Annotated in this window: 8 protein-coding genes and 1 pseudogene; 8 read left to right on the top strand and 1 reads right to left on the bottom strand. The window is 38.0% G+C overall.

From position 1 onward, the window contains the following. From FJR06_RS01615 to FJR06_RS01585, 7 genes and pseudogenes are all read left to right on the top strand, one after another. Positions 1-272, top strand: a pseudogene (locus FJR06_RS01615) (hypothetical protein); the annotation flags it as partial. Positions 273-393: 121 nt separating this feature from the next. Then, entirely contained in the window at positions 394-1,350 is a 957-nt protein-coding gene (locus FJR06_RS01610) for a ribonuclease Z (RefSeq protein WP_015080459.1), read from the top strand. Between the two features lie 50 nt (positions 1,351-1,400). Continuing rightward, entirely contained in the window at positions 1,401-1,877 is a 477-nt protein-coding gene (locus FJR06_RS01605; protein WP_168650487.1) for a peroxiredoxin, read from the top strand. A gap of 41 nt (positions 1,878-1,918) precedes the next feature. Continuing rightward, positions 1,919-2,284, top strand: a complete 366-nt coding sequence (locus FJR06_RS01600; RefSeq protein WP_015080461.1) for a four helix bundle protein — start codon at positions 1,919-1,921, stop codon at positions 2,282-2,284. Positions 2,285-2,323: 39 nt separating this feature from the next. After that, a complete protein-coding gene (locus tag FJR06_RS01595; protein ID WP_015080462.1) occupies positions 2,324-2,950 on the top strand; it encodes a type I restriction endonuclease in 627 nt (208 codons plus the stop codon). Between the two features lie 13 nt (positions 2,951-2,963). Continuing rightward, positions 2,964-4,136, top strand: coding sequence for an IscS subfamily cysteine desulfurase (locus FJR06_RS01590; RefSeq protein WP_168650485.1), 1,173 nt, complete (start codon positions 2,964-2,966; stop codon positions 4,134-4,136). A 113-nt stretch (positions 4,137-4,249) separates the two neighbouring features. After that, entirely contained in the window at positions 4,250-5,449 is a 1,200-nt protein-coding gene (locus tag FJR06_RS01585) for an APC family permease (protein WP_254434371.1), read from the top strand. Between the two features lie 13 nt (positions 5,450-5,462). Here the strand turns inward: FJR06_RS01585 and FJR06_RS01580 are convergent, their stop codons facing one another. Next, a complete protein-coding gene (locus FJR06_RS01580) occupies positions 5,463-10,898 on the bottom strand; it encodes a translocation/assembly module TamB domain-containing protein (RefSeq protein WP_168650483.1) in 5,436 nt (1,811 codons plus the stop codon). Between the two features lie 357 nt (positions 10,899-11,255). Between FJR06_RS01580 and FJR06_RS01575 the strand changes: the two genes are divergently transcribed. Beyond that, positions 11,256-11,675 (top strand): DUF3110 domain-containing protein, encoded by a 420-nt coding sequence (locus FJR06_RS01575; protein WP_015080465.1) that lies wholly within the window; start codon positions 11,256-11,258, stop codon positions 11,673-11,675. Positions 11,676-11,758: the final 83 nt, after the last annotated feature.

The following is an 11,758-nucleotide window of genomic DNA, read 5'->3' as shown; positions in this document are numbered from 1 at the left end:
ATTTCCTTTTTTCATCTTTGCTATTTATGTATCAAATAAACTTCCTTTTTTTCGCTTTTTATGAATATTTTTTTTCGCTTGTGAGAAATCCGGGTCTAAGCATTATGGATAATGGTTTAGGAATTAACTCATCAAAAGAAGGTTGGGGGACAAAACAATTTAAAAATTTAGCCCAACAAATTAAAGGTAAATTTAGGCGAGTTTCCCTTTATCCTCAAGGTACTCTTTGTGAATTATCTTGGCCTTTAGCAAATTCTTTTTGGTGGCAATAAAAACTAGGAAAATTAGAAAATCTTGATATTTTACTTTTTCTCAAATAGCTGACTGTGCCAATACTGTGCCAAGATAGAGAATCAACAACTATATTGAGCAAAAGGACAGCTAAAAAACGCCGTGCAGATTACATTTTTAGGGACTAGTTCCGGTGTACCTACAAGATCACGCAACGTTTCCAGCGTGGCACTGAGGTTACCACAACGAGCAGAATTGTGGTTATTTGACTGTGGGGAAGGAACTCAGCATCAAATTTTGCGGAGTGATTTAAAAGTTAGCCAACTATCCCGAATTTTTGTCACCCATATGCACGGTGATCATATTTTTGGCTTAATGGGATTGCTTGCCAGTTGCGGTTTAGCAGGTAATGTAGACAAAATTGATATTTATGGTCCATCGGGATTAAACGAATACTTACAAGCCGCTTCCCGTTACTCTCATACCCATTTTTCTTACCCCATTAAAGTGCATACTGTGCAGTCGGGGGTAGTTTATGAAGATGATGAATTTACAGTTAGCTGTGGTCTTTTACATCACCGCATTCCTGCTTTTGGCTACCGAGTAGCAGAAAAAGATAGAACCGGACGCTTTGATATAGACAAAGCCAAAGCCTTAGAAATTCCTTCAGGTCCAATTTATGGACAACTCAAGCGCGGTGAAACAGTCACCCTGGCAGACGGAAGAGTAATTAATGGCAGTGAATTATGTGGTTCCACAGAAATTGGTCGGAAAATTGCCTATTGTACAGATACAGTTTATTGTGATGGTGCAGTACAATTAGCACAAGATGCAGATGTGTTAATTCATGAAGCAACGTTTGCTCATCAAGATTCAGAAATGGCTTTTCAGCGGTTACATTCTACAACCACAATGGCCGCGCAAACAGCATACATTGCCGGAGTTCGCAAACTGATTATGACACATTTTAGCCCCCGCTATGCTCCAGGTAATACCATTGAATTAAAAGACTTACTTAAAGAAGCAAAGGCAATTTTTCCGAAAACAATTATGGCTCATGATTTTATGGTTTATGATGTCCCTCGCAGACGAGAAATTGAATCCAGTGTGAGTGCCTAATTTCACTATAATTTTCATCTATTCCCAATTTATCACCCTCTAACTAATATATGAGCAATATTCCCCAAATTGGCCAACCTGCACCAGATTTTTCGACCCCAGACCAAAACAATAATTTAGTTAATATTGCCGATCTAAATCAGTGGCTAGTTCTCTATTTTTACCCTAAAGATAATACACCTGGCTGCACCACAGAAGCTCAAGACTTTACAGAATTATCCTCAGAATTTACTACAGTAGGCGCGAAAATTATCGGCGTTAGTCCCGACTCTGCCGCATCTCATTGTGAATTTATTGACAAACACAATTTATCAATTACCCTCTTAACTGATCCTAAACATCAATTAATAGAAGCTTATGGTGCATGGCGTTTAAAGAAGTTTATGGGTAAAGAATATATGGGGGTTGCCCGTTCCACCTTCCTGATTTCACCTAATAAAAGCATCGCCTACGCTTGGCCGAATGTCAAAACAAAAGGTCATGCTGAAGCTGTACTTAAAAAAATCAAGGAATTAGCAGCTATTTAAACTTTTATCAAACAGGAGTCAGGAGTCAGGAGTTAGAATAAATGCAACCTGCGAGAACATTTGAAGATTTAATAGTTTGGCAAAAAGCACATCAATTTGTGTTAGAAGTATATCAGATAACTGGGAATTTTCCTAAATCCGAAATATATGGACTCGCTTCTCAATTTAGACGCGCATCAATTTCTATTCCTGCAAATATCGCTGAGGGCTTTAAGAAAAAAGGAGATTTAGATAAAGTAAGATTTATGAATATTGCACAAGCTTCTCTGGAAGAATGTAGATACTATCTTATTCTCACAAAAGATTTAGGATATGCTAATACATCAGAATCAATGTTAAAACTACAAGAGGTTAGTAGATTATTAGATAGTTATGCAAAAGCTATTCTCAACAATTCTACCTCCTAACTCCTAACTCCTGACTCCTGACATCCTATTATTTGTATTATGGTTCAGTTCATCCAAGCACAAAATATAGGCATTGCCTATTTAGAAGAAAGATTTAGTTTAGAACAAACCGACAGTGAAGCGTTTTTTCCTGAATGGTGGGAACATTTGCCAGAAATTTCTGATTTAGAAAAGCAATATCTAGACAAAGTAAAATTTCATTTTCTCCGATTGGTTAAACATCCTCCTTTATCAGAAGAAACCGTAAAGTTAGTTGTTTTATCTCCCTTACTCAGTTTAGCTGGATTTTATGATGAACCTTTCTTGATTAGAAGTGAATCATCAATAGAAATTGCCGTCGAAAATGAAGACGAAGTTATCAGAGGCCGAATTGATGTTTTAGTGATTCAGCAACAATTATGGTTATTGGTAATTGAATCTAAAAAAACTGCTTTTTCCCTTGCACAAGCCATACCTCAAGCACTTACTTATATGCTGGCTAATCCTCATCCTGATTATCCTGTATATTCATTAGTCATTAATGGAGAAGATTTTCAATTTATCAAACTTCTGCAAAAAGATCAACCTAGATATGCTTTGTCAGACAGATTTACTTTGTATCGTCGAGAAAACGAACTTTATCAAGTTTTCCGAATCTTAAAAAAACTAAGTCAAATTTTGAATTAACTCTGAATTAATTATGTCCAGTCGTCCTATCTATCTCGATTGTCATGCTACTACCCCCGTTGATGAAAGGGTAATGGCTGCTATGATTCCCTATTTTACCGAAAAGTTTGGTAATGCGGCGAGTATTAGCCATATTTACGGTTGGGAATCGGAAGCTGCTGTTAGACAAACACGGGAAATTTTAGCAAAAGCAATTAATGCTACCCCCGAAGAAATTGTTTTTACCAGTGGTGCAACGGAAGCAAATAATTTAGCTATTAAAGGTATTGCTGAAGCTTATTTCCAAAAAGGTCAGCATATTGTGACTATTGCCACGGAACATAAAGCAGTTTTAGATCCTTGCGAATATTTAAAAAGTCTTGGTTTTGATATTACAATTTTGCCAGTACAAAAAGATGGATTAATTGATTTAAATCAGTTAGCAAAAGCTTTGCGTCATGATACAATTTTAGTATCTGTAATGGCTGCAAATAATGAAATTGGGGTTTTACAACCAATAGCCGAAATTGGAGAAATGTGCCGGCAAAGGCAAATTATTTTGCACACAGACGCAGCCCAAGCTATTGGTAAAATCCCTTTAGATGTAGAAGAGATGAATATTGATTTAATGTCTCTCACAGCCCATAAAGTCTATGGACCAAAGGGAATTGGGGCTTTATATGTCCGCAGACGTAACCCTAGAGTTAAACTTGCTTCCCAACAACATGGGGGAGGACATGAAAGAGGAATGCGTTCTGGGACTTTATACACACCGCAAATTGTCGGTTTTGGTAAAGCTGTAGAAATTGCTGATTCAGAACAAGAAACCGAAAATCAACGATTAACAGCATTAAGAGCAAGATTGTGGCAACAGTTATCTACTGTCGGGGGAATTCATGTAAATGGACATCCTCAAAACCGATTAGCAGGAAACTTAAATATTAGTGTGGAAGGTGTAGATGGTGCAGCACTTTCATTAGGGTTACAATCAACAGTAGCGGTATCTTCGGGTTCTGCTTGTTCTTCTAATAATGTTGCCCCTTCCTATGTGTTGAAAGCATTGGGACATTCGGATAAATTAGCTTATGCTTCCATGCGATTTGGGATGGGGAGATTTAATACAGTTGAGGAAATTGATCAAGTTGCCAACCAAGTAATTTCTACCATTCAAGGTTTAAGAAGTGCTTCAGTAGTTAGTTTTCAGTAGCAATTATTAGTTAATTTGTCATAAATCTGCCAGAATTGTTATATTCTGTAAACTTAGGTTTGAGTTTACTTTCAGACAAGTATCAATTAACTTATTTACTAAGTGGACTTTTTATGTCCTTTTACCCACAGGTTAAAGAATTTTTTCTCGGTAAATCCTTACCAACAAGCGAGGCAATATCTGATGGGGTGTTAGCTTTTAAACCTCCAGAATCGAAAAATGCTCGGCTGACTTTGTTGTATTTAGGAGTAATTTTGGGATTCATGTTTGTAGGTATCACTTACTTGGCAAACATTTATCATATTGTTCCCGGAGAAGGACAAACAGTAGTTTCTCTTTTGGGGAGAGCAATTTTGGGAACAGGGCCTGTTTACTATTTCCTGCAAGTTGTTACCCTGTTGGTTTTGATGTTAGCTGCTAATACCAGTTATGCAGATTTTCCCAGACTGTGTTATTTTTTAGCCAGAGATGGATTTTTACCCCGCCAATTGTCTCTATTAGGCGATCGCTTGGTCTACTCTAACGGGATTATTCTCCTTAGTACCTGTGCAGGAATTTTAGCCATTATCTTCAAAGGTCAAGTTAACGCCATTATCCCTCTCTACGCAGTTGGTGTATTTACTTCCTTTACCCTTTCCCAAGCTGGTATGGTTCGTCACTGGTTTGAAGGACAAACCAGAAATTGGCGTGCCAGTGCAATTATGAATGCTTTAGGAGCATTTGCTACCTTAATAGTATTATTAGTCATAATTTCTACTAAGTTCCTCTTAGGTGCTTGGTTAGTAGTGGTAGCAATTCCCTTAGTAGTGACTTTATTTGCAGTTATTCATCAACATTATCAATATGTAGCTCAACGTCTTAGTATTCAGGAGTTAGCACCCCGGAGTTATATCTCCGTTCCCAAGCCAGAAATTATCACCCACCCTGCGGTAGTTGTCGTCGGACAGCTAAACCGAGGAACAGTAGAAGCTTTAGACTATGCGCGGACAATTGCAGATGAAATTGTCGCTGTTCACGTAGATATTGGTTCTACAGATCGGCAAAAACTCCAAGAAAAATGGCAGAATCTAGAATCCGATATTCCTTTGGAAATTATTGATTCTCCTTATCGTTCAGTAATTGAGCCAATTGTAGATTTTGTTGGTCAGTTCCAGGAAAGTCACCCAGGTGTTTTCACAACTATCATTATTCCCGTTTTTGTCCCTCGAAATTGGTGGGATAGTATTTTACATAACCAAACAACTTTGTTTTTGAAGACTGCTTTACGAGCAAAAAAGAGTCGTATTGTCACAACTGTTAGATATTACTTGTGATCATTGGTAATTTTTAAAACTTCCGTTCAAACTCAATTACAGCCCGGCTATCATCAGTTAAATTAGTGGAAGAACGAAGACGAAATTGATTATTTATCCGGTAATTAATCCCCCATTGCAAAGGATCATTTGCTGTTAATATCTTAATAGTAGAAAGGGAAAATTTCGGAGAAATATCAATTCCGGCTTCTAAAGCTAATTCTAAAGATGAGTTATTTCTTCCCGCTGCTGGTCTTTCCGAAACAATAGTCGGAAATATCCGCAATTCACTTAAACCAAAAGCATCACCAATTTCATTAAATGCACCTTGGAAATTACTGAAAACAGCCGAACTAGCAATATTAATTAAACCCAGATTACTGTCACTACGTCCTTGATTGTCAATAAGTCCACCTCCTAACAAAGTGACAATTTGTGTTTCTGAACGAGAAGGATTACTTTTTAGTTGTAAGTTATCATTAATTTGACTAGCTAAACCATTAATACTGGCTTCAACTCGGACTGTTTCCAACCCGGCTAAACCTGTAGAACCTTGTCTGCTAATATCACTATTTTGAGTTACATCTAGAATCTTCGCAAATAGCCGAATATCCAAATTAGGATCACGGGGTTGACGAGGGCTAAAAGTAGCGGTGTGTTCATGACCTTTTGCTAAATTTAATTGGGTAGTAAACAAATTTACTGCACCTTTATTTAACTTAATAGTTCCTTCTGGTATCGGTTCAACTAAAGAACCGTTAACAATTAGATCTCCAGAAGCTTGGAATTTAAAAACTGGTGGTTTGACAATTTGGATATTTCTACCTAATTTTAATCCTAAATTATTTAACCTAGTAATTTTATTTTCTGGATCTGGTTTGTTTTGGTTGCCAATTTTCTTAGCTGCTGAATTCTCATCTGGAGATTCTGTTAACAACACTTGACCATCAAATAATTCTATATTACCGCCAATTATTGGTTTCAGCACAGAACCAGTAATTTCTAAATTACCATTAGCACCTCCTTGATATAACCCCTTGAGATTTAAAACTAATTGTTTTAAAGTCACAATTAGCGGCACATCTATTTTGGTATCTCGACTATTAAAAATTGGCAATTCTCCAGCGGCTTGAATATTACCATCACTAAATTTACCTTCGAGACTTTTTATAAACACACGGGTTAAATCAAAAATTGCTTTACCATTCACATTGGTTAACTTTCCTGGTAAGGCTGAGGATCTAAAAGTAGCATTATCGAGAGAAGCAGTTCCTTTAACGAAAGGTTGTTGTTGAGTTCCCCGAACTTTTAAATCTAATTCCCCTTGTCCTTTTTCAAAAGATATCTCATTAGTAAACAGATTGAGAATTGTTAAACCTTCATTTTTGACATTGATATCTAAGGTAATTTGATTACTGTTTGATTTTTCAGAAGCAAAGGGCAAAGTATAGGGAATACTACCATTAATATTTGCAGGTTCAGTCCCTACTCCCACTCCCGTTACTTTACTACCAAAATTTAAACGTCCGTTAGCATAACTGAAACTAGTATTAGCTGATTCCACTGATTTCTGATCAATTGTTCCTTCTGTAATGCTTAATTCTCCTCTAGCTTGAGGATTGATAATACTCCCAGCTATTGCTGCGGTAATATTCAGCTTACCGCCAATTCCCAGTGGCAGTTTCACCAAATTATTTAGTCGCTGAATGGGAAAGTTTTCGATTTTCAATTGACCTGATTGCGCCTGACCACCAATGTTACCTGTAAAGGCAATTATTTTTTGCTGAGATTGAATTCGTAAAGGTCGGAAACGGAAAATTCCTTCTTCAAAACTACCTTTAGCTATGACTTGTTCCGCACGATAAAAGCGGCTTGGTTCTGTTGATTTACCCCAGGTGAAGTTTTCTCCTTGGAGGTTAAATTTTATCCTGGGTTCGTCCGTTGTGGCAGTATTAATAAAAATATTCCCATGCAAAATCCCCTTTAAGTCTCTTAAATCTGGGATAGGTTTAGCCGTAGACCGTTGTTGTTGTTGGGTAGTTAGTAGGGCATCAATTTCTGATAACCGTTGGATTTGGGTCAATAGAGACTCTAAAGGTAATCCTTGGGAGTTGGTGGTTAAGTCCGCAGACTTGCCGTAAGTCGGTGCTTTTAAACCACGTTGGAAGTCTTCCATATCAAAGATTTGAGCCGCATTCAAAAAGTCTTGAATGTTGCCTTTTTCAATGTTGATTTTTGCTCGCAGTTGCGGTTTTTTTGCCCACGGTTTGATATTGGCATCAAAGCTATATCTGCTTTCACCTTTGCGAAGTTCGCTATCACGAAGGACGAATGTATTGTTATCATAGCGCAGTTGTGTCCTAAAGCGATCGCCTTTAATCCGGCCAAGTTCGGGTTTTTCAATGGCTATATTTCCTGCTGTGGCAAATGTCTGCGAATTAATTTGCAAATTTGCTGTTAATAATCCTCTCACTCCTCCCGGACTTAAAGGAGTATTTGCTGGTACAGGTATATTTAAAGCTTTTAATGGGAAATTAGCCACATTCACACCCCAGTCAGATCCCGTTGCTGCACCTGATAGCAATGCTTGTTGCCACTGAACTAAAAACGATTTGGGGCGATTGTTACCATCTAAATTAATTGCTATCCGTTCCTTTACACCTGCAACATCTAAACTTAACCCCTGTCCTGATCCAGAATTCACATTACCAGTCAATAATGGTTCAAAAGCAAATTCCTGAACTTGGAAATTCCGTAACCCCAACTTACCTATAATATTTGGTGCAGTGGGTTTTCCTGTCACTTGTCCGCTAAAATCTAAGTTGCCAGCAATATCCGCAGTATCAGGTAGTTGCACTGGCAACCGTTGCAGACTATAATTTTTTGCCTGAACATTAAAATTTAATTGCGTAATTTCTGGGATACCTGCTTTCTTAGCATTAGCTAATAAATAACCTTTAGCTTGAAAGTTAGCATTATTAGAACTATCAACAGTTAGCTTTTCTCCATTCCACCCGATATCAGCTTGAATAGGTGAATCAAAACCTTGTAAACCTTGACTAAAGCGCACCTGACCAACAGCAGCCACATCTGCTAATTTAGAAGCAGTCACATTTCCCGATACTTGCAACTTTCCTCCCAACTGTCCTTTTAACTGCTGATTGAAAGGGTTTAATTGTAAACCTGAAGTAGCCAACAATGCTTGATAATTACCATTATTAAGTTGAATAGAAGAGGCTGTAACTGTACCACTTGGTAATTTCAAGCTGCCTTTTCCCTCCCCTTGAATAGTTTCTGGTTGGAACGACTCGACCGAACCAGTTACTTGCAACTGACCGGCTATATTTCCTTGGAATTGTGGTGGTACAGATGCTAACTTTGTCAGGGGGACATTTTCCGCTTGAATTTTCGCCTGATAGCGACCTTCTGCAACTTGAATATTAGCAGCTTTAATTCTCCCTCCACCAACAGAGAGGAATCCTTCACCTGTTCCAGCAAAGGTTTTGAGGTTAAAATTTTCCCTATTACCGACAATAGTGAAATTACCTGCGAGGAGATTATTTAAAATTGGGTTAGCCTGTTTTAAAATTGTTCCTAAACGTAAATCTTTCCCAACTAATAAAGTTGTAAAATTTTGGTCTTGTAACTTAATTTGCGAAATATTAACTGTGCCACCAGCAATGTTGATATTGGCATTTTTAGGAATAATCGTCTCTATTTGAAATGGTGAAGAATTTCCTGATAATTGCAAATTACCGTTAAATTCTACCCCAGCTAGAGAAATATTTTCCTGCTGTTTTTGGTCAACAAAAGATGTTAATTTAATCTTGCTAGATTGAGCCGAAGCCTGCCAACGCTTGCTATCATGACTATAAATACCACTACCATTCACTACACCTCCACCAACAGTTGCAACTACATCACGAAAAGAAACTGTGCGGTCAGGATTAATAATACTTGTCCCTGTTACTGGATATTGGGCTTGAGGAGCTTGCCATTTAACGAAAGTGTGGGTATTATCAGCTACACCTTTTATTTCTGCGGTGGCTGTGATCATGCCAATGGGGAATCCTGTTTTGATATTATATACTTGAGCGATCGCATCCCCTGGCATATTTTCCGCTCGGAGTTGAAAATTCAGTGCAGATACTTTACCAAGTTTAATAATTCCCCCGCCTTTAACCTCACCCCCATAGGTAGTTTTGCCTTGAATATCCGTAATTCTCAGGAGAGATTTACTACTAATAAGCTCAAATTTACTACTAACTTTCCCAAAATCAACTTGATCAATTCGAGCAGTTTTCAACGTCCTCACATTACCAGATAGCACTGGTTTAGTAGTTGCTCCCATTAGCTGCAAATCGGCTTGAGCTATACCACTCACAGGAAATGGTAACTTTACCTTTAAAGTTGCTTGAGCATTGGCCAAACTTACCGCATTCACACGTGCTTTTAAATTAAACCCTGCTTGTTGATCAATAGTCCCCGATGTTGTGAACGGGATTTGTCCGTAGTTTGTGACTATATTATCTAATTTAATTACCAGTCCATCAAAAATGAGATTTCCCTGACTATGATTGAATAATTCGGGGATTTTTGCGATTTGTAGTGTTACCCCCTCCATCATAGCATTGCCATAGAGTAAGGTTTTCTGCTTTGGTGTTATCTTAATTCGCAAATCACCATTTACTCTCCCACTTTGTAAAGTCAGTGGTAAAGTTACAAGCCGAGTAATATCTGCGGACAGGAGATTTTGCCCTCGCACTCGAAAATCCCCTGCTAAAACTTTCTGAGGAATTAAATCTCCGACAATGGAAATATCACCCCCACTTACTGCCTTAGCAGCCAAGTCTAATTTAATTAGTTTATTTTTATTTAAGAGTTGAGCAGTTCCATTAATCCCAGAAAATTTTACAGGAACTTGTAAAGAAAAATCTCCCCCCATTTTTCTCGGTACTAATACCAAATTTGCATCCCGAAACCGTAACTTATCCAAATCAGTTTTAATCAATCCCTTATCACTCCCTGGGGTGATAGTAGTCGTTAACCAGCGGGCTTGGGGATCTTGTTGAATATAAACATCTGGATTAATTAAAGTTACATCCAATCGGAGATTGCGGTTAATAACTAACTTCCAAATATCAAAACCTACATCTACTGCTTTGATATTTGCCCTATCTGGATCTGTGGCTGTAGCGGGAATCTCAGAAGCGGCAAACTGAACGCCAGTCAGGGAAAAGGACTCAATTGCTCCCAGTTTTACCGGACGGTTGAGAGTAGTAGTCAGACTTTGGGTAGCTAATGGTACTAGTTCCTGGTAAACAAAATTCTGCAATCGCCAAATACTGAAAATAATTCCTATCAATAGCAAAGCACCTACACCTAAACAACTACGGTTCAATATCATTAACCATAGAAGCCTAAGCCCAGAATCAGCGGGGCGAGAATTTTGACTAGGAGAGTTAGACATAGGTTTTCACTCTTGGATTACCAGATATCTGGAAGAATACAAAATACTAATTTTGACATAATTTTACGTTTAACTACTAGTAGTTTGTTGTAGTGTGAGCGTCTCGCTCACGCGGGCAAGATGCCCACACTACTGTAGTGTCTTGCTGACCCGTATTTAATTTTCACCAGATGTCTATTAGAGTATAGCCAAATGATGGCAAAAATTACAGCTAGGTTTTTGGCAAAATTAGAGAACTATATCTTTTGGTCTATGCCTGATTTCCCGCAATCACACAAAAATTATTAGAGATTTTCCCGAATGTACAACCTAGAACTTTAAGATAAATTAGAGAACTAATCAATCAAGGGATGGATAATGCGTGTTTTTGTACTGATTTTCAATGCTGGTACTGATAATGAAGGAATTCACAGCATTCGGATTAGCAATGGCCAAGGTTTAGAAGGCAATAAAATCCTCATGTTTGAATCAGAGGACGATGCCACCCGTTTTGCTTTAATGTTAGAAGCTCAAGACTTCGCTATCCCGACAGTGGAGATGATGAATGCTGATGATGTTCAGGAATTTTGCCAAAGCACTGGCTATACTTGGGAAATTGTGGCTGAAAACAGTGAATTAGTAATTCCACCCGAAACGAACGTGGAACAAACTGATTGGCAAGCCCAAGCACAAATAGAGGATGCTGATAAAAACTTCTTCCCTACCAGTCTATCTGCCCCAGAAAGTGTTAATTCTGATTTAGACAGTATTCGTCGTCAACTGGAAGGTTTATTGTAGTTTGTTATTAGTTATTAGTTATTGGTGATTGGTGATTGGTGATTGGTGATTGGTGATTGGTGATTGGTGATTGGTGATTGGTG

Source organism: Dolichospermum sp. UHCC 0352 (assembly GCF_009711925.1).
Taxonomy (GTDB): Bacteria; Cyanobacteriota; Cyanobacteriia; order Cyanobacteriales; family Nostocaceae; genus Dolichospermum; species Dolichospermum lemmermannii.
This window is presented reverse-complemented; position numbering and strand designations above follow the sequence as displayed.

Coding starts and splice junctions, on each gene's coding strand:
- FJR06_RS01580 (WP_168650483.1), bottom strand. CDS start 10,898: ATGTCTAACTCTCCTAGTCAAAATTCTCGCCCCGCTGATTCTGGGCTT.
- FJR06_RS01575 (WP_015080465.1), top strand. CDS start 11,256: ATGCGTGTTTTTGTACTGATTTTCAATGCTGGTACTGATAATGAAGGA.
- FJR06_RS01595 (WP_015080462.1), top strand. CDS start 2,324: ATGGTTCAGTTCATCCAAGCACAAAATATAGGCATTGCCTATTTAGAA.
- FJR06_RS01600 (WP_015080461.1), top strand. CDS start 1,919: ATGCAACCTGCGAGAACATTTGAAGATTTAATAGTTTGGCAAAAAGCA.
- FJR06_RS01590 (WP_168650485.1), top strand. CDS start 2,964: ATGTCCAGTCGTCCTATCTATCTCGATTGTCATGCTACTACCCCCGTT.
- FJR06_RS01605 (WP_168650487.1), top strand. CDS start 1,401: ATGAGCAATATTCCCCAAATTGGCCAACCTGCACCAGATTTTTCGACC.
- FJR06_RS01585 (WP_254434371.1), top strand. CDS start 4,250: ATGTCCTTTTACCCACAGGTTAAAGAATTTTTTCTCGGTAAATCCTTA.